The sequence below is a fragment of the Bacillus oleivorans genome (genome assembly GCF_900207585.1).
Taxonomy (GTDB): domain Bacteria; phylum Bacillota; class Bacilli; order Bacillales; family JC228; genus Bacillus_BF; species Bacillus_BF oleivorans.
Genome location: NZ_OAOP01000013.1, coordinates 72,820 through 99,304 on the forward strand (window position 1 = coordinate 72,820; position 26,485 = coordinate 99,304).

Consider the following 26,485-nt stretch of genomic DNA (forward strand, 5'->3'; position numbering starts at 1 on the left):
AAAGAATGCTATTTGTTAGCGCTTTCACCCATCTTATTTACATTTATAATGAACCCGTAGTAAAAAAGAAATTCAGAAAAGGGGAATGTAAATGAAAAAGGGTTGGAGAAAATTTACACTTCTATTGATTGTAACCATGTTAGCGGTTTTTCTAGCTGCATGCAGCAGCAGCGGCACAAGCGGCTCCGCTGGCGTGGATGTCGGTATCGTTTTACCTACTAAGGATGAACCAAGATGGGTTCAGGATGAACAACGATTCAAGGATGCGTTAGCCGATTCGGACTATACGACCGAAATACTGTTTAGCCAGGGTTCTTCTGCTAAGGAAAAAGAAAATGTGGAAACCTTGATTAGTAAAGGGATTGAAGTTCTCATTATTTCCCCACATGATGGAGCGGCGGCTGGTGCAGCTGTGGAAGCAGCTAAAAAAGAAGGAATTACCGTTATTGCCTATGATCGTTTGATTACTGAAACCGATGCTGTCGATTACTATGTAACCTTTGATAGCGTTTCTGTAGGTGCAGCTCAAGGTCAATATTTGATTGATCATACAGAAGGGAATGGAGTTCCATTGTATCTATATGCAGGAGCTTCTTCTGATAACAACGCTTTCTTGTTCTTCGAAGGGGCTTGGAGTGTCCTGCAGCCAAAAATTGCGGATGGAACCTTCGTGATTGCCAACTCTAGTGTAGCTGAATCCTTAAAAGATAAAGCCGAGCTTACTCGTGATGAAATGGGGCAAATCCTTGGTCAGGTGACAACGAACTGGGATCCAAATGAAGCGAAAAATAAAGCGCAAACCCACTTAACAGCTGTCGGTGCCGATCTGAAAGGCGATGTTGTGATCCTTGCTCCAAATGACGGAACTGCACGCGCGATTGCCGATGTTTTTGCAACGGATAGTGATATTACAAGCTATGTTGTCACTGGTCAAGACGCTGAGAAAGCATCTATTCAATATATTATTGACGGCAAACAGTCGATGACTGTATTCAAGGATGTTCGTACTCTTGTTAAAGATGCAATGGGTATGGCTGTGACGATTTTGGAAGGTGAGACACCTGAAACAACAGGTACTTACGACAATGGAAGCATTGAAGTGAAAGCAAAACAAACGGATGTCATTGTGGTAAACCAAGATAATGTAAAAGCTGAACTCATTGATTCAGGCTACTATGAGGCTAGCGAATTTACCGGACTCGATTAAAAATAAACATCAATAAGACGCGGAATAGTGGTAGATATGTCTATCACTATTTCGTGATTTTAACAGTTGTTTGAGAGGTGATAACCATGAGTGAATACATCTTAGAAATGAATGATATATCGAAAGAATTTACAGGCGTTAAAGCACTCAGCCATGTCAATTTCAAGGTGAAAAAAGGGGAAATTCACTGCTTAGTAGGTGAAAACGGAGCTGGAAAATCGACTCTCATGAAAGTACTCAGCGGTGTCTATCCATATGGAACCTATGAGGGTGATCTCGTATTTGAAGGAAGGATTCAGCAGTTTCATAAAATCAGCGACAGTGTCCATGCTGGGATTGTGATTATTCACCAGGAACTTGCGTTGTTTCCCGATCTTACCGTCTACGAAAATATTTTTATCGGGAATGAAATAAAAGATCGCGGGATGGTTGATTGGAATAAGACGATTGCTGAAGCTGAGAAAATTCTAAAAAAGGTTAACCTCGATGTAAATCCTGAAACTTTGGTGAAGGATTTAGGTGTCGGAAAACGGCAATTGATTGAGATTGCCAAAGCTTTAAGTAAAGATGTAAAGCTTCTGATTCTTGATGAACCAACCGCGGCTCTTAATGAAGACGACAGCGAAAATCTATTAAGGCTGATCCAGGAGTTAAAGAAACAGGGGATAACCTGTATCATGATATCCCATAAGCTGAAGGAAGTCATCTCGATTGCAGATAAAGCGACTGTCATCCGTGATGGAGTTACCATCTGTACGTTGGATGCAGCTAACGATGAAATCTCGGAAAGTACGATCATTAAAAACATGGTCGGACGAGAAATCAATGATATTTATCCGAAACGAGCAAAGAAGCAATTCGGTGAAACGGTTTTAGAATTAAAGAATTGGTCTGCTTATGATCCGAAGTTAGGCCGACACGTTGTCAAAAAAGCCGATCTCCTTGTAAGAAAAGGGGAAATTATTGGGATCGCCGGTTTAATGGGTTCTGGAAGGACGGAGCTGGCATTAAGCATTTTCGGGAATGCAAAGTCTTATAAATTACAGGGTGAAATGGTCGTCGAAGGTAAATTGAAAGTATTAAAGCATCCAAGCGATGCGATTCATGAAGGTATTGCCTATGTAACGGAGGATCGAAAAGGAGACGGATTGTTTTTAATACAAGACATTAAGAACAATATATCCATAGCCAATCTCAACGAACTTTCAAAGAATGGTGTCATCAACGAAAACGAAGAAATTAAAATTGCAAACGAATATAAAGATTCATTGCATATAAAAGCGTCATCACTTGAACAAATCGTCGGAAACTTAAGCGGAGGAAACCAGCAAAAAGTATCTTTAGGAAAATGGCTGTTTGTTGGACCGAAGCTTTTACTATTAGATGAACCTACGCGCGGGATTGATGTAGGGGCAAAATACGAAATTTATACGGTCATGAACAAGCTGATTGAAGAAGGTTTAAGCATCATCATGATTTCCTCAGAACTAGGTGAAGTCCTTGGCATGAGTGATCGTATTTACGTCATGGCCCAGGGTGAAATCATGGGCGAGCTGTCAAGCGAAAAAGCGGATCAGGAAAAAATCATGCAGCTTGCGACTCAATAAGGAGGGTGAAACGAATGAACTTAATGAACGAGGCCAAAAAGCTGTTAAGTGAAAATATTCGAGACTATGGCATGTATATTGCCCTTTTTGTTATTATTATGATATTTACGATCTTAACAGACGGGCTCTTCTTGTCTTCCCGCAATATTAGTAATTTACTAGATTCTACAGGCTATATTGCTGTATTGGCGGTCGGTGTCATGCTTGTCATCGTGATTCGTCACATTGACCTGTCGATTGGATATTTAGCCGGATTCCTGGGTGCCATTGCCGCGATTCTTCTGATGCAGGCGGGTATGCCCGTATATGCTGTCATCCCGATTATTCTCATACTTGGCACATTGGCTGGGTTTACGACAGGCTTTTTAGTTGCGCAAATCGGAATTCCTGCGTTTGTTGCCACACTAGCCGGATGGCTCATCTATCGCGGGGCATTGCTTCAAGTCACTGAAAAAACGGGTACTATCATTATCCAAGACGATAGCTTTAATGCAATCGGTAATGGCTTTATTCCATCGATTATGGAAATCAATGGTCTGCATTTGCTGACATTACTCATAGGTGCACTAGGTATCCTATTTTATATTTACACGGCGATTGCTAACCGCAGGAACAAAATCAAATATCATTTTGCTGTCGTTTCTAAAGAAATCTTTATTATACAATTAGTCTTTGTATCGGCGATTATCGCCTATATTACATGGATTCTGGCAGGATATAACGGTTTTTCATGGACGGTTATTATCATGATGGCTGTTCTTTTTATCTATCATTTCTTTACAACCAAGACTGTACTCGGCAGACATATCTATGCAGTCGGAAGCAATCCGGAAGCTGCTCACCTAAGCGGGATCCACGTTAAAAAAATTACGTATATAGTATTCGGTTCTATGGGTCTGTTATCCGCCCTTTCCGGTATTCTCTTCACTTCCCGTCTGCAGTCGGCAACCACAACGGCGGGAACATTATTCGAATTGGACGCGATTGCAGCTGCTTATGTAGGCGGTGTTTCTTCTGCCGGCGGTGTCGGGAAAGTGACGGGGGCTATCATTGGCGCAATTGTTATGGCATCTTTGACGAGCGGTATGAATCTGCTCGGAGTCGGTATATCCTATCAATATATGATTCGCGGCGGAGTGCTGGCTGCGGCTGTTATCTTTGATGTCACGACTAGAAGAAAAGGGTAATAGAGTTTATTTTTGATACAATACATACAAAGGGGCACGAGCAGTCCCTTTGTTGTTATCCAGATTGATTTAATAGGCATTCATATCCTCAAGATATCCCTCAAAAGTCAATGGTTTAACCTAAGTTTTCATAATTATTCAACTTTTTCTGGCAGATCATGAAGAAAGGAAAGGAGCACGACACATGAGCAAAACGGGAATGATTATCTTTGCGAGCATATTCCTATTCCTCAGTTATCACACGATTATTTCTGCAGAAAAGGTGTTTCGATCCGAGTGGCAAATGCCGCAAATCATAAATACTCCAAACGAACTAGAAAATCGATTGGTTTTAATTACTCAAGATATAGATACCCCGTTTTGGGACAAGGTTGCAAAAGGTGCCATCGAACAGGCACGGGAGGAAGGTGTCAGTCTTGAAGTATGGGGAAGCTATAGTAACAATCAGGACGAGTTTCTGCGAAAAATCGATATTGCCCTATACTCGAAAGTAGCTGGTATTATCGTACAGGGCCTAGATACGGACGAATTTAAAAATTTAACGAAAATTAAAGCATCATCGTATGGAGTCCCGATTATCACAGTGGCGAATGATGTGCCAATGGTAGAAAGTCTCAGGAGAACGTATGTTGGTTCCGATCAATATGAAGCTGGTCAAGCTATAGCCCAGCAATTAATTAGTGACATGGGTGAGGAAGGGACCGTGATCCTCATGTATGACAATCAGCAAGAATTTTACCAGGAACAGCGATTAAAAGGGATTCAAGATGTACTAGTGAAATACCCCGACATCAAAATTGGATATGCAGAAACGTTGGACAATAAAGACCAAATCGTGGCTGCCACCCAAGATATGCTGAATCGGATGCCTAATGCTGAAGCGATCATTGCTGTCAATGCCAATTTTGCAGGAACTTTGATTCAAGAAATTGGAAAGCGCTCTCAACTTGAACCGTACTATATCTATACTTTTGACGATGGTCCCGAATCATTATCTCTTCTAAAAGATGGAAAGGTGGATGCGATGGTTGAGCAGTCGCCTGAACGGATGGGGAAAATCAGTGTTCAGCGTATGGTGGAATGGCTGGATGGTGAGACCGTTCCATTAGATATTGATGGGTACTTTACTGATATTAAAGTAATAAGGGCGAATGACGTTCAATGAATACAATTCACAAGAAGATATGGATGCTTACTATTATTGTACTGGTTATCATGTCCACTATCTGGATCACATTAACCTATTACAACCATAAAACTCAAGCCCAATATAACGAGATCCTGCAGCGATATTTAAGTATGAATGCTGTGACAAGTGCGAGTCAGCAGATCATCGTCGATTTAAATAACTATATGCTGAATTCATCGCTGGATAATATGGAGCTGCTTAGTGGGAGTATAAGTAAAATAGAAAATGTAAAAAATGAAGTTTTTAAGCTGAGAAATAAAGAAAACGATTTCACCTTAACGAACTATGTAAATTTGATTGATAGTTTCATAGAAACGACGGAACGTCTTCTCATCTATCATGCGGAAAAGGATACGGAGTCATCGGCAAGGGAGTTTTCAGAGGCAACGCGGATATCGAACTATATTTCGGAGATGACCCTTACTTTAATCGATCAAGAGCTAAAGACGTACGATCGATTGTATCGGGGAATCATCCAGCAATCAGAAGAGCTGGTTCAGCTTGGTATTTGGCTTTTACTCCTGATTACATTTCTTTTGCTGCTCGGCACATATTGGTTCTCCTTAGGAATAACGAAACCGGTTCAGCAGCTGACAGCGGCTGCCAATGAGCTGTCAAACGGCCGCTTCGATAGGCAAATAAAGGTAGATACGAACGACGAAATTGCCTTTCTCGCTAAGACATTTGATCGTATGCGCATTAATATCAATAACTTATTTTTAGAAACGAAGCAAAAGGCACAGCTTGAGCACGAACTCCAGCAAAGTAAGATTTTATTGCAGGAAAGCCAGTTTCGCAGCCTGCAAAGCCAGATCAATCCTCACTTTTTGTTTAACACACTCAACACACTTTCTAAGAAAGCTTATTTAGAAGGGTCTGAAGAAACGAGCGACTTGCTTGTAAGTGTTGCCAGTCTGCTGCGTTATAACTTAAAGCGGGTTGATAGAGCTGTAACGCTGAAGGAGGAAGTGCTGGTTATGCAGCAATATATGCATATCCAAAAAGCAAGATTTACAGAACGTCTCCTTTTTTTTACCGATATCAACAAAGACTGCTTAGATGTCACCATCCCGGCGTTAACTTTACAGCCGATTATCGAAAATGCGGTCATACATGCGGTGGAACCGATGGAGGATGGCGGCATCATTTGGCTGCGGATCATGAAGCGAGAAGGGAAGGTCATTATTGAAATCGAAGACAATGGGACGGGAATGCCAAAGGAAAAAATGAAGCAAATTCTAAAGGAAGACACGATTGAATCTGAGGGACATTCTACAGGGATTGGCTTCAGTAATGTTGTGAAGCGGCTTAGACTTTTTTACGGATATGAAGACGTTATCCATATTGAAAGCCGAGAAGGAATGGGTACGAAGGTCGTTCTTCATTTAAAAAGAGGAGTTGATAAACGTGATTAAGCTCCTGATCGTAGATGATGAGCAAATTGAACGGGAAGGAATGCAGGCGATCCTGCAGAATGCATTCCCAACCCTTGTCATCGAACAAGCGAAAAATGGAAAAACAGCGATCGAAAAGACGGTTAGTTTCCAGCCAGATATTATATTAATGGATATAAAAATGCCCGGAATGAGCGGACTGGAAGCGGTGGAACATATCAGTAAAGATTATCCGCACATCAAATTTATTATGGTCACAGCTTACGACACGTTTAAATTTGTGCAGCAGGCAATCAAACTTGGCGCCAAGGACTATTTGCTTAAACCGAGTAAAGCCAGCGAAATTGCTGAGACGATTGGCAAAGTATTAAAACAAATCGAAGTAGAAAAACAGCATCTAGCAACAAGCATATTGCAAAAGGAAGCATTGCAAAAAACGTTAGCCTTAGTTGAGACAGATATCGTGACACAGCTGTTGTTTGATCATGTACATGAAGTCCATTTAGATATGCTCGTGGAAATGCTAGACATTCAAACCATGGATGAGATGTTTGTCATGGTGGTGATTGTTCCGACGAAATCGGAGAATTTATATGCGGCCATTAAAGAAAAAGTAAGACAGAGTGGATTGGTCGGAGCGATATATGGAAGTCAGCTCCCGATCATTGTATTTCGTAACCCAGATCAATCATTTCGTTCACAAGCAGTAAACCTTGCCCGTCAAATATTGTCGATTGCAAAGTTCGAGCAAGAATCAGGATTGTTTATCGGGATTGGCAATGTGTATCGTTCATTGGATGAAGTCAGACAATCCTATCAGGAATCGTTAATGGCAACTATGGATACAACGCTTCCGGTTAAATATAAATTTTATTCAGATGTTCCTAATCTAAATAAAATGTACAACGGGCAATTACATAAACAGCGAGAACAAGAAATATCCGATTCTGTCAGATTAGGAGATTGGGAGCAGGTCCTAAATAAACTGATGGATATCATTCACTATTATGAGATTGAAGGATACAGCCTCTTACAGTCGCAGCAGAAGATTTTAGAAGTTCTCTGGATTGTATCACGAACGCTCAATGAATTGGGTGTCGAAACTGTCACTCCGCTTTATTCCTTCCAGATCCAGGATTATCGCCAGCTTCGCTCCGAAACAGGAATGCTGCTAGATCGCATGAAGGATAAATACATTGAACATTTTGAGCACATGGAATCCGATACGATTCTTAATCTGAAACAATACATTATCGAACACTCGCATGAAGACATTTCTCTCGAACAATTAGCCAAAAAAGTAAATTTAAGTCCGATTTATATCAGTAAAATTTTTAAAGAAAAGCTAGGAATCAATTATATCGATTTCTTAACGGAATGCCGGATTGATCAAGCGAAGAAACTGCTGGCCGATCCTGAGAAGAGCATAAAGGAAATTACATTTGAAGTTGGCTACCATGAGCCGAACTACTTTAGTAAGGTGTTTAAAAAAGTGTGTAACCTAACACCAAAGGAATACCGGAATACACTTTTTAGAAAGAAATCAAAGGTAATGGAGACCGAATTGAAAAGGTGAGAAGCCGATGAGGAGTTTTTTTAACCTAATAAAAATCAAATGGTTACTGCTTATGGCAGCATTGTTTTTCTTAGTCTCAGGCTGTGAAGAACAAAGCGGAAATTCAGGTAATGCGGTTTCCTCTGAAGCATCCGAAAATGAAAGAATCAGCCCTGAACAGCCATCCAACCAAGAGAAGGTCAAAATTGGTTTTCTGATGGATACATTAGAGGAAGAGCGGTGGCTAAAGGACAAAGAGCTGTTCAAAGAATCAGCTGAAGCATTAGGGGCCGAAGTGGAAATATTAATATCACATGGAGATGAAGTCCTGCAATTGGTTCAGGCTGAAACTCTAATTAGCCAGGACATTGATATTCTAGTTGTTGTTCCCTACAATGCCGAAGCGACAGCAGCAATTGTGAATAAAGCCCACCTGTCAGGAATTAAAGTCATCTCTTACGACCGGCTAGTAAAAAATGCTGAGATTGATTTGTACGTATCCTTCGATAATGTACAGGTAGGGGAGCTGCAGGCAAAAGCCATAACTGGACTAGTTCCAAAAGGAAAATATGTTTATATAGGCGGAGCTTACACCGACAATAATTCGCATTTATTTAAAAAAGGAGTATTTAATGTGCTTCAGCCATTGATCGATCGTGGTGATATTACAGTCGTCTACGATCAGTGGACAGAGGATTGGACTCCTGAAAATGCTTATCATAATATGGAAGAAGCGCTTAAGGCTAATCATTATCAAATCGACGCCGTCATTGCAGCTAATGATGGAACCGCTGGCGGAGTGATAAGAGCGCTTGAGGCCCATGGATTAGCCGGGAAGATACCAGTTTCCGGACAGGATGCAGATCTTGCGGCGGTTCAGCGAATTGTTGATGGGACCCAAACGATGACGGTTTATAAGCCGATTAAATCACTGACGGAAAAAGCGGCTGAGCTTGCGGTTATGCTAGCGACAGGTGAAACATTTAAAGCCGAGACAAGCATTAATAACGGCAGAGTCGAAGTCCCTTCCGTCCTCCTTACTCCAATTGCCGTAGATAAGACTAATATCAACGGAACCATTATCGCTGATGATTTCCATTCAAAAGAGGATGTTTATAAGGCAGAACGAGATGAAGAATAATAATATGTATGTAGAAATAGTAAGTAATGCTATTGGCACATAAAGCATGTATAGCGGCACCTAAAACATGTGGCGCGGCACATAAAACATGTGGAACGGCACATAAAACATGTAGAACAGCACATAAAACATATGGAACGGCACATAAAGCATGTGGAACGGCACATAAAGCGTGTGTAGCGGCACATAAAACATGTAGAGCGGCACATAAAACATGTGGAGCGGCACATAAAACATGTGGAACGGCACATAAAACATGTGTAGCGGCACATAAAACATATGGAACGGCACATAAAGCATGTGGAACGGCAAATAAAACATATGGAGCGGCACATAAAGCATGTGGAGGTTTTCGAATCAGTAAAGACTTTACTATTAATAGTGTTATAATTATTAGAAAATATTAAATATTTTTCATTAATAAGGACTGATTCATATGCTGTTACTCAAAACTCCATACCGGGAAGAATTTATCGAAGCTGTTCTCGAAAGTGCCCATTACTGTTTAGTAATCGTCGATGACCAAGGATATGTCATTTATTTAAATCAGAGCTATTGTGACTTTCTTGGAGTCCGACTTGAGGATGCTATGGGCAAACATGTGACTGATGTGATCGAGAATACACGGATGCATCTTGTGGTGCAATCCGGGAAGGCAGAGATTGCAGATTTACAGTATATCCGCGGGAATTATATGATTGCCAATCGGATTCCAGTTTGGTCGGATGGGAAGGTGATTGGAGCGATTGGGGTCGTTCTCTATCGGGACACGAAGGAATGGATGAAGATGAACAGTCATATTAAAGCCCTGCTGCTGGAAGTGGAGCAGTATCGCAATCAGCTGAAGAAAAATCAGGGGGCTGTGTATTCGCTTCATGACATTGTGGCCATTTCTGCGAAGATGATTGATTTAAAAAATAAAGTAAAGCGGGTGGCAACGGGAGATGCTTCGATATTAATTACGGGGGAAAGCGGGACGGGGAAAGAGCTGATTGCCCATAGTATTCACCAATTGAGCGAACGGAGCGGCCAGCCTTTTGTGACAGTTAATTGTGCGGCGATCCCTGAGCACTTGATTGAATCAGAGCTTTTTGGCTATCAGGATGGTGCGTTTACCGGTGCTAAAAAGGGCGGTAAAGATGGGAAATTTCAGATAGCCAATGGCGGCACGATTTTTTTAGACGAAATCGGGGATATGCCGTTGAGTGCTCAAGTTAAAATTCTAAGAGTTTTACAGGATGGGGAGGTTCACCCTGTCGGCGGGGTGAAGCCTGAAAAAGTTGATGTCCGGGTGATTGCGGCAACCAATCAGGATTTAGAAACATTGGTTCATGCAAAAGCCTTTCGCGAGGATTTATTTTATCGGATAAATGTTTTGCGGCTGCATATTCCGCCTTTAAGAGAACGGCAAGAGGATATTCGCGTGTTAGCGAAGTATTTTTTACATAAATCTAGTGACCGATCGGGTAAAAGAGTGCTTGATATCGATAATCAAGTGTTGGAGCGGTTTATGGAATATGATTGGCCCGGGAATGTCCGTGAACTGGAGAATGTGGTGGAAGCAGCAGTTCATTTAACCAACCAGGAAATGATTACGATGGATGATCTGCCTGATCATTTTCAAACAAAGCCAGTTTTAATGGACAAAAATAGTAGTTTGAAAGATATCTTAGAACGGACCGAAAAGCAGGCGATTGAGCAGGCAATCCTTAAATGTGAAGGGGATAAAATCCAAGCTGCCAAACTATTAGGGATCGGGAAGTCGAGCTTGTATGATAAGTTTAAAAAATATGGGCTGTAAGGGAGTTTCCAGAAATTCGGAATCAGTCCAGAAAATCGGAAAATAACTGATTAAACTCGATGGACAAGCTGTTTAGGATCCTTCTTTCCGAAAACTTGGAAAGGGGGATTTTTTTATTTGGGAAGCTTGTTTTCCTAAGGGGCTTAACCGCAAAGTTCATATTTTTTTTAGATTTCGAGTCTGGTTGGCACGATTCTTGCATGTATTTATATGAACGCTTCACGATTTTTTTTAGTAACGAAAGGGGTTGTGAAAAAATGGTTGAAAATAAAGTTTTATTTATCACAGGAGCAGCCAGCGGGATTGGCTATGAAATTGGCGTCAACTTTTTAAAGCAGGGAGCCAAAGTTGTTTTTTCAGATGTAAATGAAGCTAAGTTAAAAGATGTTACTGAGAAGCTCCGACAGGAAGGGTATGACTGCCAGGGGATCCGCTGTGATGTCACCAATGAAGAGGACCTGCAAAAGGCAATCAATCTTACGGTTGAACAATATGGAACGGTAGATGTATTGATTAACAATGCAGGGCTGCAGCATGTGGCAATGATTGAAGATTTTCCGACTGATAAATTTGAGTACTTAATTAAAGTTATGCTTGTTGCACCATTTATGGCGATTAAACACGTGTTTCCGATTATGAAAAAGCAGAAGTTTGGTCGTATTATCAACATTGCTTCTATCAATGGATTGATTGGGTTCGCCGGGAAAGCAGCTTACAATAGTGCGAAGCATGGAGTGATTGGGTTAACGAAGGTTGCGGCGCTGGAAGCAGCCGATTCAGGCGTAACCGTTAATGCGATCTGCCCTGGTTATGTGGATACGCCGCTTGTGCGCGGTCAGTTTGAAGACTTAGCAAAAACAAGAAATATAACGGTTGAGAAGGTTTTGGATGAGGTTTTATATCCGTTAATTCCACAAAAGCGTTTGCTGGCTGTTCAGGAAATTGCGGATTATGCTTTGTTCTTAGCCAGTGAAAAAGCAAAAGGGGTCACGGGTCAGGCGGTTGTGCTTGACGGCGGTTATACAGCTCAATAATTTTAGATAAAAATGGAAGCGTTCACATACATCTTTTGATTTTACAGATGGGATACGGAGAAGCTGCCAGATTTACTAGTTTTATAAGGAGGTAAAAGTATGCTTGGGATTATCTTAGGATTAGCCGTCCTGATGTTCTTGGCCTATCGCGGCTGGTCGATTATCTGGATTGCGCCGATTTCAGCAGGAGTCGTGGCATTAACGGGCGGACTGGATTTATTGGATGCCTATAAAGGAACCTACATGGAAGGGTTTGTCGGGTTTGCGAAGGCATGGTTTCCGGTCTTCATGTTAGGGGCGGTTTTCGGAAAACTTATGGAAGATACGGGAATGGCGAAATCGGTAGCGGTTGTGTTATCGAAATTAATGGGGAAAAAACGGGCCATTCTTGGGGTTTTAATTTCTTGTGCTGTTTTAACATATGGTGGTGTCAGCCTATTTGTAGTGGTGTTCGCCGTTTATCCGCTTGCGATCGGGCTGTTCCGGGAAGCGAATATTAGCCGTAAGCTCATACCGGGTACGGTTGCGCTCGGGGCGTTTACCTTTACAATGACTGCGGTGCCGGGTACACCACAAATCCAGAACTTAATTCCGATGCAATATTTCGAGACTTCACCAACCGCTGCCCCGATTATGGGGGTAGGCGGATACTTCTATTTGCGCTGGCGCGAGAAGGTGATGACAGCTAAGGGTGAGGTTTTTACAGAGCCTGAGGGTAAAAAAATTGTAGAAAATACTGGAGATACACCAAACTTTATTCTGTCGCTCCTTCCTTTAATCGTTGTACTAGTTACATTAAATATTTTGGAATGGGATATCATTATTGCCTTATTATCTGGTATTCTTTTAATCTTAATTTTTAATTTTCAGAAGTTCAAATCGTTCGTTAAAGCGATTAATGCTGGAGCCATTGGTTCGGTTACAGCGATTATTAACACAAGTGCAGCTGTCGGGTTTGGGTCGGTTGTAAAGGCCGTTCCTGGATTTGAGACGTTAACGAATATGTTGCTTAATATTAAAGGGAATCCGTTGATTTCAGAGGCGATTGCGGTTAATTTGCTCGCGGGTGCGACGGGATCGGCTTCTGGAGGAATGGGGATTGCCTTGGAAGCTTTAGGGGATAAATACTACCAAATTGCGATGCAAACCGGTATTTCGCCGGAAGCCTTCCATAGGGTAGCTTCACTTGCTTCAGGTGGTTTAGACACCTTGCCGCATAATGGTGCGGTTCTAACGTTACTTACAATTACTGGCATGTCTCATAAGGACAGTTATAAGGATATTTTTGTAGTTTCCTTGCTGATTCCGATTGTTTCTGTGATTATTGCGATCTTGTTGGCGGCAATGGGGATTTATTAATTAAGTTTGGGGTCAGGCCCGCATTGCTTTAAAGTTTTATTGCACTGGGGGTCAGGCCTCTTTTAATGGAAGAAGGAAAATGAATCAAAAGAACCGTCCCCATGTTTCACCCATGTTTAAAAAAATATTCCTTGACAGGAATATTCCTGTTAGGTTATATCCAGATTATGGAAAAATTATTGAGTGCGCTTGCAGAACCTAATCGTTTACACATCATTGAATTGTTGCGAGACGGGCCTTGTACAGTTGGTGAAATAGCCGATCTTCTTCAGCTCCGTCAGCCTCAAGTTTCCAAGCATCTCCGTGTACTTAGTGAAGCTGGGCTCGTGGAGGTGCAGCCAATCGCAAACAAACGGATCTATCAGCTAAGGTCCCAACCCTTCAGAGAATTAGATGCTTGGCTCGAGTCTTACCGCCAAATCTGGGAAAAAAGATTGGACCGTTTGGACGATTATCTGTACAAATTGCAGGAAAATGAACACCGTGACAAGAAGGAATAATGGATTCAGTACCAGCTATGAAATCTAAATTTTAAGAGGAGGGTAGTTTCGAGAGTTTTTATTCATTAAATTAGGAGGAAAGAATATGTCAGAAAACAAAACTAGTAACTTGACAGTTCAGGTAGAAGGTCGAGATCTCATTATGGAGCGTGTTTTCGATGCACCACGCGATCTCTTATTTAAAGTTTATTCAGAGCCAGAACATTTGGAAAACTGGTGGGGCCCACAAGGATGGCAAACCAAAAACAAAAAATTTGAATTTAAGCCAGGTGGAGTATGGCATTATTGCATGACGTGCATGGATCGAAACCAAGGGGAATTTTATGGTCAAGAATCTTGGGGGAAGGGAACCTATCAAGAAATTATTGAACCAGAAAAAATTGTCTACATCGATCAATTTTCAGATGAGGAAGGCAACGTGCCTGAAAACATGCCAGAAATGTTGATTTCTTTAACTTTCGTTGAACAAGGAGCAAAGACAAAACTCATTATACGAACTCAATTTGCTTCCGCAGAGGAACTTCAAAAAGTACTGGATATGGGAGTTGTTCAAGGATTTGAGTCACAAATCGAGCGCCTTGACGAACTGTTAAAAGAGATACAAGCCGCATAAGGACATCACTAACAAAGGGATCTGACCCTCAGTGCTTTAAAAGCATTTTTGCACTGGGGGTCAGGCCTTTTTTTTTTTAGGTATATTATTTCTTAAGATCCCTTGAGACGAGCTGTTCCGGCTACTGAAATGTTTATTTCTGCACATCGACATATTGGAGAAAGATAATGAAACGCAAGAACCGTCCCCCTGTTTCAAGGCGATTTTCTAGAGATTATTTAACAGTTATGGTAAATTAAACGCGATACTATTTTTTTAGGATGGTGACGAAGATGGCGGTTAAGCAATTGACATCAATTGAAGAATTAAATAATTTTGTGGGACAACCTGGAAAGCATTTGCTTTTTAAACATAGTACCACTTGCCCAATTAGTGCGAAAGCACATGAGGAATTCCAATCTTATGTGGCTGAAAATGAGGCTTCAGCAGCAATCGTACATGTAATTGAAGATCGCCCTGTTTCTAATCAAATTGCAGAAGACTTTAGCATTAAACACGAGTCTCCGCAGATTTTCCTGATTGAAGACGGAGAAGTTAAATGGAATACGTCTCACTGGAAGATTACAAAGGATGCAATCAAGGAGGCTATCGGGGCATGAGCAAACAAGTGATTGTCTATTCGACTGAAGGCTGCATTGAATGTGGCTTTGTGAAACAAATGCTGACAGAAGAAGGCATCCCTTTCGAAGTCCGCGATGTCATGAAAAGTGAGGAGTACCAAAAAGAAGTAGAAAAATTTGGCTTCATGGGTGTTCCTGTAACTGTAGTCGGTGACAAAGCAGTAAAAGGACTTACTCCCGAGTTGAGAGAGTTAATTGCGACAGTGAAATAAATAATTGCAGGGGCCTGACTCCAGTATTGGTACGTATTACCGTAACTGATGGTCAGGCCCTTTATTTTAGCTATTTATTGATTCAACTTGACCCGTTGTTGTCTGCGGATAAAGTCTTTTTCCTATCCATGATTGAATGATTAGAAAAAGTCCGCCGACCGCCCAATATAAGGGAAGGGCTGCTGGTGCGTTTAAGGAAATGACCACAATCATGATTGGTGAAATCAGTCCCATAAGCTTCATTTGCTTGCGTTGCTCTTCTGTCAAATTGATGAGGCTCACCTTAAATTGTAAATAGTAAACAATTCCCGCAATGGCTGTAATCAAAAGGTCAGGCTGTCCGAGACTGAACCACAAAAATGAATGAGTCGCAATTTCGTGGGAACCGCGGATTGCGTAGTACAGTCCGAGCAGGATCGGCATTTGAATTAATATTGGCAAACAACCCATATTTAATGGATTTACCCCGTGCTTTCTATATAAAGCGAACATTTCCTGCTGTAGTTTTTGTTGCTCTTCTTTACTTTTCGTCTCCCTGATCTTCTTTTGAATTTCTTCCATCTCAGGCTTTAATTGTTCCATTTTTATTTTCATTTGCTGTTGATTTTTATATTGCTTCAGCATGAGCGGCATTAAGATAAGCTTTATGATAATGGTGATCGTGATAATGGCGATGCCATAATTATCACCAAAAACAGCTGCTATCCAGTGAATCGCCTCAATAAAAGGATTGACGAGAAACTGCTGAAAGAATCCAGTCTCATTGGTGCTTGATTGCTGACATGCGGTGAGTAGCACAGGACTCAGAACAAATAAGGCTAACAAAAAAATCTTTTTGATGAATTTCAATCTATTTCCTCCTCATTATTTTCTTAAATAAAGTAATAGGAAGAAATAGAGTCCTCTCCATCCTCATCCGAGAATTGATATTTTTTAGCTGCTTTAAACAGCCAGATAATTACGGAACTGACAGTCAGTACCTTATTTATTTGTGAAAGCAAATAAAGCGGCTTTAGATTGTGATCCTTGAAGGAATATGAACTTACCAATGGGGTCTCAATGTTCCTTAATAAAACAGCTAACCCCAGGCTAAGCAAAATCCCGGCATATATCATATAAAAAGTAGAAATACTTGAGACATCCAGCAATAGATCAAACAATGAGAACACCTCATTAATGATGAGTTTGTGTCTTTACTATAACTTGAATCGATGAAAAGGACAAATGGGAAATATATTCGAGGCACCCCCCCGATATGGTAATGCGTATGGGTGTGCAGCCATTTTGTCTTTTTTTGTCAATTTATCAACCTATTTTAAATAATTTAAAAATTTCAAATATTTTATTGACTTGGCTATTTTGATGGGTTACTATACTTAAAAATGAAGTGGAAACTTCAATATTTTTTAGAAAAGAAGTAAAAACGTCAAGAAGGAGGTTGAAAAATTGAAAGATCAGGAGGAGTTCATAGAGGACAAAAGGTTTGCTCAGTGTACAAAAGAAATGTGGGCGACGATTGGGTTATTTGTGATTAATATTTTGTTAGTTGGAGGAGTTTCTTTATTAATCGGTTTTAATAAAACGGCAGATTCTATGAGTTATATTTTGGGATTTCCTGCGTGGTTCTTTTGGGGAGGCATTATCGGGACTTTGATTTTTTGTATCCTTCCTTATTTCATGATTAAGTATTTTTACAAAGACATTTCAATTGAAGCTGAGGATGAAGGGTAGGTGTTTGTTTAATGAGATGGGATGTATTGATACCAATATTTCTTGCTCTGATTGCTACATTTGCAATAGGACTTGTATTACATAGACATATGAAGGTAAAAAATGCAAATTTCCAAGAGGACTACTTTATTGGGGGACGGTCACTTGGCCCGTTTGTATTGACATTTACTATTCTCGCTTCAGCTGCAAGTGCAGGGACATTTATTGGTTCACCAGGAGTTGCCTATAGTTCCGGTTTCAGTTGGATCTTAATTTTACTGACTCAAGTCGGTATGGGGGTCTATATCCTAGGGATTCTTGGGAAAAAATTTGCCATCGTTGCGAGAAAGATTAATGCGGTGACATTAACTGATTTTTTTAAGGAAAGATATCAAAGTAAAACGGTCGTACTGGGAAGTTCGATAGGGATTATTATCTTCATTAGCGCCTATATGGTGGCTCAATTTGTAGGGGGAGCGAGAATCTTAGAATCGATAACGGGATTGCCTTATAAAACAGGATTAATAATTTTTGGGCTAGCGGTTGTCCTATACACAGTCTATGGCGGTTTTAGAGCGGTTGCAATAACTGATGCCATTCAAGGAGTTATTATGATTTTGGGCGGGGTATTGCTTTGGATTTTCTTCTTAGTTAAAACAGAGGGCTTTAGTGGTCTCATCGGACAAATAGCTGCGGAACATCCTGAATTGGTTGAATTACCTGGACCCTCTGGAACAACACCATTAATGCTTTTTTCCTATTTTATGCTGTTTGGTATTGCAGCAATCGGTTTGCCTCATGCTTCAGTCAGGGGGATGACCTTTAAAAATACGGAGTCCATGCATAAGTCTATTATCTATAGCGGTTTTATTATGGCGCTATTTTCGATTTTCTTTGCAACCCTTGGTCCATTTGTCAGGGTGCTTTATCCGGAAATTTCTACACCAGATATGGCTTTGCCTACTCTCATCTTAGATATAATGCCTGGCTGGGTGGCGGGACTTGTATTATCAGCTCCGCTGGCTGCAATCATGTCAACAGTGAATTCCATGCTCCTTGTTACTAGCTCCTCAGTTGTTAAAGATATTTACTTAAATTATATCAACCCTAGAGCAAGTGAAAGGAAGATAGCAAAACTATCCTACTTTTCAACACTAATTATTGGAGTAGGTGTTGTTTTATTCGCCTTGACACCTCCGGATTATTTGCAATTTCTTGTAATTTATGCGATTGGCGGCCTAGAAGCTACATTCTTTGCTCCGATTGTCTTTGGTCTTTACTGGAAGAGAGCAAATAGATGGGGAGCAATTGTTTCCATGTATTCAGGCTTAATTAGCTATATCATTCTTGGTGAGTTTTTCCCGAATCCTTTCGGAATGCAAACTATTGTAACAGCAACTGCATTTTCCATTTTCATGATGATTGTATTCAGCTATTTAACTCCACGACCTTCACATCAAATTATCAATAATTTCTGGGGCAGCCAGAAAAGTAATGCCTCTAATCTTAAACATCATTCCATTGGATAAACATTAAAACTTATAGAGGTCAAACCATTTTATGAAGATGCTAAAAGAAACGATTCGATTAAAATTTAATGAATTAACAAAAAGACAGCAAATCGTTGCAACTTTTGTAAGTGAGCATGAAGAAAAAGTAGCGTTTTATACTGCTAAAGAGCTTGGAGACATTACCAATACCAGTGAGTCAACGGTCATTCGTTTTTGTTATAATCTCGGTTTCTCCGGGTACAGTGATTTACAGAAGCTAATTCAACAAACAGTCTTAAAAGAGAAACATGATGAAACTTTTGAAAATTATCGTCATTCAACAGAAGCTCTTAGCGGAAATCAGCAGCTTATTGAACATACACTTGCAGAAGATATTTACTATATTAAAAAGCTTTCAGAATCAATTGATCTAGAGACGTTAAAAGTCATTATTAAGAGAATTGTAGAAAGTAAGAATCGCATCATATTAGGATTTAGAAGTTCCCATGCCCCGGCTAGTTGGCTTGCTTTTAGTCTTAATGTTGTAATCGGAAATTCGCACCTTTATCGTGTTGACATTGATGATGCGATTCATATCATCTCACAAATTTCAACTGACAGTTTAGTGATTGCTTTTTCGTTTCCCCGGTATGCACAAGAGACGCTTACCTTTGTGCAGGCTGCAAAGAAACGCGGGGCATCCATTCTTGCCATTACAGATAATGAGCTTTCTCCAGTAGGCATTCTGGCAGATTATTTGTTGAAAGTGCAATCACCAACACCTTCTGCATTGAAGGGAATGCCAGTCATTTTTTCGTTACTTAACTTGTTAGTAAACGCAGTTGCCGTTTCTGATTGGGAGGATGTAAAGAAGAGATTAGACGAATACGAAAATATTAGCTATGACTTCTTTCCATTTGTTAAACCTGAATAATTCTCTATTCATTAATAGCCATCTGAAATTACAGGAGGTCTTACCATGTTTGATTATATAATTAAAAATGGACATATATACGACGGGACAGAAAATCCATGGACTAAGTCTGATTTAGGTATTAAAGACGGAATCATTTGTAAGATTGGTGATTTAAACAATGAAAGTGCGAAAAGAATCATCTATGCCAACAAAATGGCAGTAACTCCTGGATTTATTGACACACATGTTCATTCTGATCTCCTTTGTATAAAACCGGAGATTCATAAAATTAAAGTTTTACAAGGAGTAACAACGGAATTATTTGGCCAGGATGGGATCTCAGTAGCCCCTGTATCAGAGGAAACCAAGCCGCTTTGGCAAAAACAATTAAAAGGTTTAAATGGTGATATTGGTGATTGGCCATGGAATTCAATTGAGGAATATCTCAACTTTTTAGATCAATCCGACATTGCTGGGAATGCGACTTACCTTGTTCCACATGGTGCTGTTCGGACATTGGTAATGGGATTTGACGGCCGTGAAGCTACCAAAGAGGAAATGATTAAAATGAGAGAACTAGTTGAGGAAGGAATGAAACAAGGGGCAGTAGGATTATCTTCAGGGCTTGTTTATCCGCCTAACGTATTCTCGAATAAGGAAGAGCTAATTGAGATTTGTAAGGGAGCAGCAAAATATAATGGCTGTTTTGTAGTCCATATTCGTAACGAAAGTAATAAGTCACTTGAAGCGTTAGAAGAAGTAATAGATGTAGCTAGACAATCAGGTGTGCGACTCCATGTGTCTCATTTTAAGGTTGCCGGAAAAATAAATCGATCCAAGTATGAACAGGCTCTGGATAAAATGGAAGAAGCAAGGAATGAAGGTATTGAAGTAACCTTCGATCAATATCCTTATACTGCAGGATCCACGGTTTTTCATGCGATACTTCCCCCCTGGATGCATTCAGGAGGAACTGCAGAATTATTGGAAAAATTAAAAGACACGGATGTACAGGCGCGTATAAAAGAAGATTTTAAGAATAATAGTGATTATGAAAACTGGGTTCTTACTTGCGGGTGGGAGAATATCACTCTAACCTCTGTTTCAACTGAAAAGAACCGCTGGGTTGAAGGAAAAAATATGGTTGAAATTTCAGAGTTGCTGGGAATTGAACCTGAAGACGCAGCTTTTCAGCTTCTTCTTGAAGAAAATGCCGGAATCACTATGCTTGTGCATTGGGGCGAAGAAGAAGTAATAACTGGCGGGATGCAGCATCCATTACAAATTGTCGGCTCTGACGGTATTTTTGGAGGTAAACCGCATCCGCGTCTTTACGGAACGTATCCTAGAGTATTAGGGCATTTTGTTAGAGATAAACAAGCATTAACACTGGAACAGGCGGTTCGTAAAATGACAGGTGCACCTGCCCAATTGTTACGGCTTAAGAACAGAGGCCTCATAAAAGAAGGATATGCTGCTGATATTGTTATTTTTGATCCGGATACCATCAAAGATAATGCAACCTATGAAGATCCTCTACAAGAACCAACCGGTATCCATTATGTATTTGTTAATGGCCAACTAGCAGCAGAAGATGGGAAATTCTTAGGTGCTACGGCTGGCCAGGTGTTACGAAGAGAAGGGGAATATGTTGAGACTGTAAACTAATCTTTAAGTTTAGAAAATTTTACAAGTCAGTAAGTCCCATTTCATCAAAAGGATACTAATTGGCCAGACCCCTCGTGGTAAAGAGTTACCACGCACGAGAGTCAGGCCATTGTAAAAATTTTAAACTTGTGTATAATCTATGGTAATTGCATATGTTAAAAGTTTTCTAGGGTTCCGCAACAATGGTGTTGGACTGGTCCGAGAGAAAACTCACAGCTATGCTGTGTCACGGAAGGATAAAAGCCTGGGAGATACTGTTTAACAGTAATCTCTCAGGTTTTTTTGTTTTAAGTAAAATTCAAGAAGGAGGTTATATTGAATGAATGCTAATTGGCTTAAAGTGTTTATTGGTGCATTTTTTGAAGTATTTTGGGTTATCGGTCTAAAACATGCAAATGGTTTTTGGACCTGGACAGGAACAGGCATCTCGATTTTTATAAGTTTCTATTTAATAATAATGGCTAGCCGGAAACTTCCGGTCGGGACTGTATATGCAGTGTTTGTAGGATTGGGGACAGCAGGAACAGTCATATCTGAAATCATATTTTTTGGAGAACCAATCAAAATGGAAAAAATTATTTTGATTTTACTATTACTAGCTGGTGTTATTGGATTGAAGTTAATAACAAAAGACGATATGGAGGAAGGAGTTGAGTCCTAATGGCCTGGGTATCATTAATCATAGCAGGATTATGTGAAGCATTTGGTGTTTTATCCATTAATAAATGGATTAACAGTCGTAATTGGAAATCCTTATTATTAATAATTCTCGGATTTGGAGCTAGTTTTCTATTTCTTGCTTATGCAATGAAAACTCTGCCTATGGGGACAGCTTATGCAATATGGACAGGAATTGGCTCATCTGGCGGAGCAATATTAGGCATCATATTTTACGGTGAATCAAAAGAATGGAGAAGAATTGCATGTATTGTAACTATTTTAGGTGCGGCAATTGGACTAAAACTCGTTTCGTAAAATAATTATTTTAATGCGAGTCAAAACAAAAGAAGTAGCGGACCGCCTAGCTGAAGAGGAGGTGGTACGTTTATATCAACATCAAACTAGCAGTTCACTACGGTATATAGTTGCTAAGATCAGCTGTTCAATGCACCTAATCTCATTATTATCTTAATCCAAAATATAATTTAAAGATACATTGAATCAACCTTGACAAGATAGTATTTAATAATGATTAATAACCATAATAATATTATGTAAACAGTGCGGAAGCCTATATTTTCAATAAAAGTCGATTTGTGTGACCTACCCCTTAATGTGCTAACGTATTTGGGGGCAGGTCGCTCATGGGTTTACTTATTTAATTATCAACCGAAACGCTTTCACAACAATTCCATCATTAGCCGGCACAAAATCGTATTGCGGCAAACGTTCAAAGCCCATTCTTGAATAGAGGCTGATTGCATTTTTCATAAATTCGCCAGTATGAAGTCCGATAGCATATAAGTCTTTAGCTTTCGTTCTTTTTATACACTCCGAAATGAGAGAGGTGGCTACTCCTTTTCCTTGGGCATCGGGGGCAACCGCGAGCATCCTTATTTCTGGGTAATCCAGTTCCTCTACATACCCATCGTATGCATCCATTTTTGGAGGAAATAATGCAACACTGCCGACAATCTGACCATTTAGTTCCGCAACAATCACCTCAACATTTGGCTCCGTATCTGCAGTTGAAAGGATTGCCTTCTTAAGTGCATTCCAGTGGTCAGCTGGAATAACCTGTGCGTGCTCATGATAGGCCGCAACTCTTTGTTTACGAATAAATTCCATTTCTTCATTTAAGGCATCACGTATTTTTAACATGATTTGAGCTCCCCAATCTATGGCTGGATTAAAAATTTTTCTTGGCTTTTACTTAAGGTTTCACGATTATGCGGCAGGTTCCAAACAGATATATCTGGACCTTTAGGCAGAATTTTAATTTCAGGTTTATCAGGTGAAATTGTGATGGATAAATGGTAGTGCCGTTTGATCGCAGCAAAATCAGTCGTATCCCCAAAGCCAGGTGTTTGATATAAATCGCGGACATAGCCCCAGAGGTTAGGGAACTCGCGAATCAGATTTCTGTTTGTATTGAAAGCATTGTAGTAAGCTGCATCAAAACGAACAAGCGTCGTATAGAGGCGCACATCAGAATCGGTGATGTAATCCCCGAATAAGAACCTCTGATTAGAAAGCCTTTCCTCTAATTCATCTAATCTTGCAAAAAGGGTATCGTATGCTTTTTCATAGGCTTCCTGAGACTGAGCAAAGCCGCATTTATATACGCCGTTGTTAACATCATGGAAAATGACATCGTTTAAAGCATCGATCTGTTCACGCAAATGTATAGGGTATAGATCAGGAGCATTTTTTTTATGAAACGGTGCCCAATCCACTTCGAGATAATTAGTTAGCTTAAAATAATCATTTTGGACCGCGTGTTTCTTTTTAATGTCGACTAGTACTGGAACTGTTGGCCGTCCCTCATAATCCGAATCTGCATTTTTATAAACCTCGCTCACATATCGAATGCCTAAAAGAGGATCAACCCCGTCTTTATCTAAAGAAAATTCCCAGTCGACCCGGTCAATCCTAGGGCGCATCGGACTTGCCGTACCCAGGCTAATCACGTTTTCCAGACCTAAAATCTTTCGGACAATGACCGAGCGATGCTCCCAGGGACAAGCCGCTGACCATAATAAGCGATATCGCCCTGATTCAACCGGCAATTGACCCGGTAGGTTTCCGAATGGTGTGGTAAATCTATTTTTTTGCCTGTTAAAGGAACCGTCAGCCTTAATTTCGTGGGGTTTCTTGGATTGCTCTTCAACTTCAGTCATGTAACCACCCTTTCTAATGGAAGTGTCGGAAAATATGTAATAATAAAAAAAGTAAACTTTACCGTATTTTAGTTTTTTTATAGAGTCCTAGTCAAATAAATGATTTTAGTATTTATAATCTGGGAATCCCTTTCGTATCGGACATAGGATCCGCTATTTCTATAATTTAGTGGGATCTTGAGATTTTGCGGACATGAGATCCGTTATTGAGTGATTTTTATTGGAAAATGCCCTGATTTCTGCTGAATAACGGAACGTATGTCCGCTCGGTTAGAAAAACCCCTGAATTTTATCTGAATAACGGAACCTATGTCCGCTAACCCCAAGTTAAGTCTGATGCCTCGGGAATAAAAAATACCGAGGAAGAAAATATTACCTTTTATAAGACAAGTGATCAGGAGGTTTACATGAAGGGACTAACAGGAAAGGTACCATTACTAATTACAATACTGTTATGTGTTATGACAGGATGCGGAACAGCGATAGATGAGGGAGATGAAGGCACTGCTGGAGAAGGTAATGGTGCAGCAGCCAAGGCAGAAATCCAGGAGAGGCTGGATGCTCAAGTGAATTTTAATAAGGAAGCTAATGAAACGCTTGGCTACATGGAGGGAGAGGATTTCCCTCATTTTCGCAATGAACTGAACCTGATTGCAACTGCGATTGGCAGTGATGTCCGCTTAGAATCAAACAGTGATGAGGAAATAAATAACGTTATTTCAACTCTGCAAACCGCCATTGAAGAGCTTGCCGATGAAGAGGCTGTAAACGCACTTGAAAAGCTGCACTCCAGTCAGGTGATTTATACAACTGTTTTTCAGACAGATATCGGGTACGCCATGAATTGGATCGATATAACAAGCTCGGAAAGCACTTTTAACTTTTTTATAACTTATAAATCCAAAGAGCTTACGGAAGAAAGTGAGATAATCGAAGAAATAAACTCGACCATAGATGTGATGGAGTTTTCTGTTTTGGGCAGCTTAACCGACTTAAAAGGAGAAGCAGAATTTTATGGAGATGACTTTCCTGAAGAAGAACGGACACTGTTAAACCAAACCATCGAAAGTATGACATCCTGCTATAACGGACAAATTGCGATCCTTGAGAGTTTAAAACCAGGGGCAGAACAAAAGGGAGTCTCTGTTGATGAGCAATTAGACACCGTTATTTCCGATTTCGAAGAAGCGCAAACAACCAAAGAGGAATTGGAGCAGAGTTATGGATTAAATCAGGAGTAAGAGATGGTGGTATGGCGATTAGCGATTAATCATAGGAAGAGACAAATCAGGTGTATTCAAAAAATTTGACAAAAAAATTTATTTATGCTATAATTTACAGTTTACGAAAAATCGGGTAATATGGGATTCTCCTGGCCAGGGGAATCCTATTTTTTTTATGAAATGAAGGAGAGTGGTATTTTCATGAAAAAAGAAAGTCTTACTTCATTAATATCCGCTTTTGGAAGAGCTTATCACAGTCAATTTGACACACCGAAAATCTTTGATGACTATCTTGCAAAGAATCTACTTACACAAAAGGAATTTAATGATATCAAAGAGAACATGGTTCGAGGTATCCAGTTTTTCGATCAAGAAATGGCGGAAAAATTTAAGGGCAATGCAGACGAGGGATTAAAATGGATTACGCAGATTCAATTATCTCCAACTCCATTAGCACGTGCAGCTTATTGCGAAAAGGTCTTGCTCAATGAAATTTTATTAGGGGTTAAGCAATATGTCATACTGGGAGCCGGATTGGATACTTTTGGTTTTCGGCATCCAGAATTAGAAAACACCCTGGAGATCTTTGAAATCGATCATCCCGCTACACAGGAGTTTAAGAAAAAGAGGCTGGAGGATGCTAATTTTACCATCCCGAATAATTATCATTTTGTTGATATGGACTTTACGAAGAACTTCAATGAAACAAATCTAATAGGTGCCGGGTTTAGGAGGGAAAAAACATTCTTGAGTCTGCTGGGAGTTTCTTATTATCTTACAAAAGCGCAGTTTTCAAGCTTACTCAATCATTTATTTAGTCAGCTGCCCTCTGGAAGCTCGATTGTGTTTGATTATGCTGATGAGAATTTATTTCATGCAAAAGGAAAGTTTAATAGAGTTGAAAATATGGTGAAAATGGCGGCAGCCAGCGGGGAGACAATGAAATCCTGTTTTTCATATAACGAAATAACGAGTCTTTTAGAAAAATCAGGTTTACTGATATATGAACACTTGTCACCTGAAGATATCGATCGCTTATATTTTAGAGATAGAAATGATTATCTTTCAGCCTTTGAAACGATTCACTATCTTCATGCTGTTAAAAAGTAAATGATAGGGGCAGACCCCATGCCCATCAAGCTAACAAAGTAAATTACTAGATACGAAATGATCCTTGTTTTAAAACTAGCGAGTGATGGAAAAGTAGGCATGCCAAAGA

At 40.1% G+C, this 26,485-nt stretch carries 27 protein-coding genes and 1 riboswitch; of the genes, 22 read left to right on the forward strand and 5 right to left on the reverse strand.

The genetic code is table 11. The features are described 5' to 3' along the window. The first annotated feature begins 91 nt into the window (after positions 1–91). From CRO56_RS21170 to xylF, 7 genes are all read left to right on the forward strand, one after another. A complete protein-coding gene (locus CRO56_RS21170) occupies positions 92–1,207 on the forward strand; it encodes a sugar ABC transporter substrate-binding protein (RefSeq protein ID WP_097160630.1) in 1,116 nt (371 codons plus the stop codon). An 86-nt stretch (positions 1,208–1,293) separates the two neighbouring features. Beyond that, positions 1,294–2,814: a sugar ABC transporter ATP-binding protein gene (locus CRO56_RS21175; protein WP_097160631.1), complete on the forward strand. Its 1,521-nt coding sequence runs from the start codon at positions 1,294–1,296 to the stop codon at positions 2,812–2,814. Between the two features lie 14 nt (positions 2,815–2,828). Beyond that, positions 2,829–4,001: a sugar ABC transporter permease gene (locus CRO56_RS21180; RefSeq protein ID WP_097160632.1), complete on the forward strand. Its 1,173-nt coding sequence runs from the start codon at positions 2,829–2,831 to the stop codon at positions 3,999–4,001. Between the two features lie 184 nt (positions 4,002–4,185). Beyond that, a complete protein-coding gene (locus CRO56_RS21185) occupies positions 4,186–5,166 on the forward strand; it encodes a substrate-binding domain-containing protein (protein WP_097160633.1) in 981 nt (326 codons plus the stop codon). Continuing rightward, entirely contained in the window at positions 5,163–6,605 is a 1,443-nt protein-coding gene (locus tag CRO56_RS21190) for a sensor histidine kinase (RefSeq protein WP_097160634.1), read from the forward strand. The genes CRO56_RS21185 and CRO56_RS21190 overlap by 4 nt, the downstream gene beginning before the upstream one ends. Continuing rightward, positions 6,598–8,160, forward strand: coding sequence for a response regulator (locus CRO56_RS21195; RefSeq protein WP_097160635.1), 1,563 nt, complete (start codon positions 6,598–6,600; stop codon positions 8,158–8,160). The genes CRO56_RS21190 and CRO56_RS21195 overlap by 8 nt, the downstream gene beginning before the upstream one ends. Before the next feature lie 7 nt (positions 8,161–8,167). Further along, positions 8,168–9,280, forward strand: a complete 1,113-nt coding sequence (gene xylF, locus CRO56_RS21200; protein WP_097160636.1) for a D-xylose ABC transporter substrate-binding protein — start codon at positions 8,168–8,170, stop codon at positions 9,278–9,280. A gap of 60 nt (positions 9,281–9,340) precedes the next feature. Here the strand turns inward: xylF and CRO56_RS22690 are convergent, their stop codons facing one another. Beyond that, positions 9,341–9,601, reverse strand: coding sequence for a hypothetical protein (locus CRO56_RS22690; RefSeq protein WP_142305235.1), 261 nt, complete (start codon positions 9,599–9,601; stop codon positions 9,341–9,343). Positions 9,602–9,716: 115 nt separating this feature from the next. On the opposite strand from CRO56_RS22690, the gene CRO56_RS21210 reads away from it, so the two are divergent. From CRO56_RS21210 to CRO56_RS21240, 7 genes are all read left to right on the forward strand, one after another. Next, positions 9,717–11,081 (forward strand): sigma-54 interaction domain-containing protein, encoded by a 1,365-nt coding sequence (locus CRO56_RS21210; RefSeq protein WP_097160638.1) that lies wholly within the window; start codon positions 9,717–9,719, stop codon positions 11,079–11,081. Positions 11,082–11,338: 257 nt separating this feature from the next. Continuing rightward, positions 11,339–12,115: a 3-hydroxybutyrate dehydrogenase gene (locus CRO56_RS21215; RefSeq protein WP_097160639.1), complete on the forward strand. Its 777-nt coding sequence runs from the start codon at positions 11,339–11,341 to the stop codon at positions 12,113–12,115. A 99-nt stretch (positions 12,116–12,214) separates the two neighbouring features. After that, positions 12,215–13,474, forward strand: a complete 1,260-nt coding sequence (locus CRO56_RS21220; protein WP_097160640.1) for a GntP family permease — start codon at positions 12,215–12,217, stop codon at positions 13,472–13,474. A gap of 167 nt (positions 13,475–13,641) precedes the next feature. After that, the gene (locus tag CRO56_RS21225; RefSeq protein ID WP_097160657.1) at positions 13,642–13,974 is read left to right on the forward strand and encodes an ArsR/SmtB family transcription factor; all 333 of its coding nucleotides are present in this window, start codon (positions 13,642–13,644) and stop codon (positions 13,972–13,974) included. An 85-nt stretch (positions 13,975–14,059) separates the two neighbouring features. After that, positions 14,060–14,587, forward strand: coding sequence for an SRPBCC family protein (locus tag CRO56_RS21230; RefSeq protein WP_097160641.1), 528 nt, complete (start codon positions 14,060–14,062; stop codon positions 14,585–14,587). Positions 14,588–14,859: 272 nt separating this feature from the next. Next, positions 14,860–15,186, forward strand: coding sequence for a bacillithiol system redox-active protein YtxJ (gene ytxJ, locus CRO56_RS21235; protein ID WP_097160642.1), 327 nt, complete (start codon positions 14,860–14,862; stop codon positions 15,184–15,186). Next, the gene (locus tag CRO56_RS21240) at positions 15,183–15,419 is read left to right on the forward strand and encodes a glutaredoxin family protein (protein ID WP_097160643.1); all 237 of its coding nucleotides are present in this window, start codon (positions 15,183–15,185) and stop codon (positions 15,417–15,419) included. Before ytxJ ends, CRO56_RS21240 begins: the two co-directional genes overlap by 4 nt. A gap of 66 nt (positions 15,420–15,485) precedes the next feature. Here CRO56_RS21240 and yidC read toward each other — a convergent pair whose 3' ends face one another. Together yidC and CRO56_RS21250 are read right to left on the reverse strand one after the other, a co-directional pair. Beyond that, a complete protein-coding gene (yidC, locus tag CRO56_RS21245) occupies positions 15,486–16,268 on the reverse strand; it encodes a membrane protein insertase YidC (protein WP_097160644.1) in 783 nt (260 codons plus the stop codon). 23 nt (positions 16,269–16,291) lie between these two features. Continuing rightward, positions 16,292–16,579 (reverse strand): hypothetical protein, encoded by a 288-nt coding sequence (locus tag CRO56_RS21250; RefSeq protein ID WP_097160645.1) that lies wholly within the window; start codon positions 16,577–16,579, stop codon positions 16,292–16,294. A gap of 286 nt (positions 16,580–16,865) precedes the next feature. Here CRO56_RS21250 and CRO56_RS21255 point away from each other — a divergent pair, with 286 nt between their 5' ends. The 6 genes from CRO56_RS21255 to CRO56_RS21280 all read left to right on the forward strand — a co-directional run bounded on the left by CRO56_RS21255 (position 16,866) and on the right by CRO56_RS21280 (position 22,178). After that, entirely contained in the window at positions 16,866–17,150 is a 285-nt protein-coding gene (locus CRO56_RS21255; RefSeq protein ID WP_097160646.1) for a DUF997 family protein, read from the forward strand. Between the two features lie 11 nt (positions 17,151–17,161). Continuing rightward, positions 17,162–18,658 (forward strand): sodium/pantothenate symporter, encoded by a 1,497-nt coding sequence (gene panF, locus CRO56_RS21260; protein WP_097160647.1) that lies wholly within the window; start codon positions 17,162–17,164, stop codon positions 18,656–18,658. 31 nt (positions 18,659–18,689) lie between these two features. After that, a complete protein-coding gene (locus tag CRO56_RS21265; protein ID WP_097160648.1) occupies positions 18,690–19,553 on the forward strand; it encodes a MurR/RpiR family transcriptional regulator in 864 nt (287 codons plus the stop codon). A gap of 45 nt (positions 19,554–19,598) precedes the next feature. Further along, complete coding sequence (locus CRO56_RS21270) at positions 19,599–21,203, forward strand: N-acyl-D-amino-acid deacylase family protein (protein ID WP_097160649.1); 1,605 nt, start codon at positions 19,599–19,601, stop codon at positions 21,201–21,203. Between the two features lie 155 nt (positions 21,204–21,358). Further along, positions 21,359–21,456: riboswitch (guanidine-I (ykkC/yxkD leader) on the forward strand. A 66-nt stretch (positions 21,457–21,522) separates the two neighbouring features. Then, a complete protein-coding gene (locus CRO56_RS21275; protein WP_097160650.1) occupies positions 21,523–21,864 on the forward strand; it encodes a DMT family transporter in 342 nt (113 codons plus the stop codon). Next, a complete protein-coding gene (locus tag CRO56_RS21280; protein ID WP_097160651.1) occupies positions 21,864–22,178 on the forward strand; it encodes a DMT family transporter in 315 nt (104 codons plus the stop codon). Before CRO56_RS21275 ends, CRO56_RS21280 begins: the two co-directional genes overlap by 1 nt. A gap of 339 nt (positions 22,179–22,517) precedes the next feature. Here the strand turns inward: CRO56_RS21280 and CRO56_RS21285 are convergent, their stop codons facing one another. Then, positions 22,518–23,024: a GNAT family N-acetyltransferase gene (locus CRO56_RS21285; RefSeq protein WP_097160652.1), complete on the reverse strand. Its 507-nt coding sequence runs from the start codon at positions 23,022–23,024 to the stop codon at positions 22,518–22,520. Positions 23,025–23,041: 17 nt separating this feature from the next. Next, a complete protein-coding gene (locus CRO56_RS21290; RefSeq protein WP_097160653.1) occupies positions 23,042–24,043 on the reverse strand; it encodes a glutathione S-transferase family protein in 1,002 nt (333 codons plus the stop codon). A 407-nt stretch (positions 24,044–24,450) separates the two neighbouring features. On the opposite strand from CRO56_RS21290, the gene CRO56_RS21295 reads away from it, so the two are divergent. Together CRO56_RS21295 and CRO56_RS21300 are read left to right on the forward strand one after the other, a co-directional pair. Continuing rightward, positions 24,451–25,284 (forward strand): hypothetical protein, encoded by an 834-nt coding sequence (locus CRO56_RS21295; protein ID WP_097160654.1) that lies wholly within the window; start codon positions 24,451–24,453, stop codon positions 25,282–25,284. Positions 25,285–25,467: 183 nt separating this feature from the next. After that, positions 25,468–26,376 carry a class I SAM-dependent methyltransferase gene (locus CRO56_RS21300; protein WP_097160655.1) on the forward strand — a complete coding sequence of 303 codons (909 nt, stop codon included), beginning with the start codon at positions 25,468–25,470 and terminating at the stop codon, positions 26,374–26,376. Positions 26,377–26,485 lie beyond the last annotated feature (109 nt).

What these genes read in the sequence shown, in the direction of transcription:
- CRO56_RS21170 (WP_097160630.1), top strand. Translation starts at nt 92, where the DNA reads ATGAAAAAGGGTTGGAGAAAATTTACACTTCTATTGATTGTAACCATG.
- CRO56_RS21175 (WP_097160631.1), top strand. Translation starts at nt 1,294, where the DNA reads ATGAGTGAATACATCTTAGAAATGAATGATATATCGAAAGAATTTACA.
- CRO56_RS21180 (WP_097160632.1), top strand. Translation starts at nt 2,829, where the DNA reads ATGAACTTAATGAACGAGGCCAAAAAGCTGTTAAGTGAAAATATTCGA.
- CRO56_RS21185 (WP_097160633.1), top strand. Translation starts at nt 4,186, where the DNA reads ATGAGCAAAACGGGAATGATTATCTTTGCGAGCATATTCCTATTCCTC.
- CRO56_RS21190 (WP_097160634.1), top strand. Translation starts at nt 5,163, where the DNA reads ATGAATACAATTCACAAGAAGATATGGATGCTTACTATTATTGTACTG.
- xylF (WP_097160636.1), top strand. Translation starts at nt 8,168, where the DNA reads ATGAGGAGTTTTTTTAACCTAATAAAAATCAAATGGTTACTGCTTATG.
- CRO56_RS22690 (WP_142305235.1), bottom strand. Translation starts at nt 9,601, where the DNA reads ATGTTTTATTTGCCGTTCCACATGCTTTATGTGCCGTTCCATATGTTT.
- CRO56_RS21210 (WP_097160638.1), top strand. Translation starts at nt 9,717, where the DNA reads ATGCTGTTACTCAAAACTCCATACCGGGAAGAATTTATCGAAGCTGTT.
- CRO56_RS21215 (WP_097160639.1), top strand. Translation starts at nt 11,339, where the DNA reads ATGGTTGAAAATAAAGTTTTATTTATCACAGGAGCAGCCAGCGGGATT.
- CRO56_RS21220 (WP_097160640.1), top strand. Translation starts at nt 12,215, where the DNA reads ATGCTTGGGATTATCTTAGGATTAGCCGTCCTGATGTTCTTGGCCTAT.
- CRO56_RS21225 (WP_097160657.1), top strand. Translation starts at nt 13,642, where the DNA reads ATGGAAAAATTATTGAGTGCGCTTGCAGAACCTAATCGTTTACACATC.
- CRO56_RS21230 (WP_097160641.1), top strand. Translation starts at nt 14,060, where the DNA reads ATGTCAGAAAACAAAACTAGTAACTTGACAGTTCAGGTAGAAGGTCGA.
- ytxJ (WP_097160642.1), top strand. Translation starts at nt 14,860, where the DNA reads ATGGCGGTTAAGCAATTGACATCAATTGAAGAATTAAATAATTTTGTG.
- CRO56_RS21240 (WP_097160643.1), top strand. Translation starts at nt 15,183, where the DNA reads ATGAGCAAACAAGTGATTGTCTATTCGACTGAAGGCTGCATTGAATGT.
- panF (WP_097160647.1), top strand. Translation starts at nt 17,162, where the DNA reads ATGAGATGGGATGTATTGATACCAATATTTCTTGCTCTGATTGCTACA.
- CRO56_RS21265 (WP_097160648.1), top strand. Translation starts at nt 18,690, where the DNA reads ATGAAGATGCTAAAAGAAACGATTCGATTAAAATTTAATGAATTAACA.
- CRO56_RS21270 (WP_097160649.1), top strand. Translation starts at nt 19,599, where the DNA reads ATGTTTGATTATATAATTAAAAATGGACATATATACGACGGGACAGAA.
- CRO56_RS21275 (WP_097160650.1), top strand. Translation starts at nt 21,523, where the DNA reads ATGAATGCTAATTGGCTTAAAGTGTTTATTGGTGCATTTTTTGAAGTA.
- CRO56_RS21280 (WP_097160651.1), top strand. Translation starts at nt 21,864, where the DNA reads ATGGCCTGGGTATCATTAATCATAGCAGGATTATGTGAAGCATTTGGT.
- CRO56_RS21285 (WP_097160652.1), bottom strand. Translation starts at nt 23,024, where the DNA reads ATGTTAAAAATACGTGATGCCTTAAATGAAGAAATGGAATTTATTCGT.
- CRO56_RS21290 (WP_097160653.1), bottom strand. Translation starts at nt 24,043, where the DNA reads ATGACTGAAGTTGAAGAGCAATCCAAGAAACCCCACGAAATTAAGGCT.
- CRO56_RS21295 (WP_097160654.1), top strand. Translation starts at nt 24,451, where the DNA reads ATGAAGGGACTAACAGGAAAGGTACCATTACTAATTACAATACTGTTA.
- CRO56_RS21300 (WP_097160655.1), top strand. Translation starts at nt 25,468, where the DNA reads ATGAAAAAAGAAAGTCTTACTTCATTAATATCCGCTTTTGGAAGAGCT.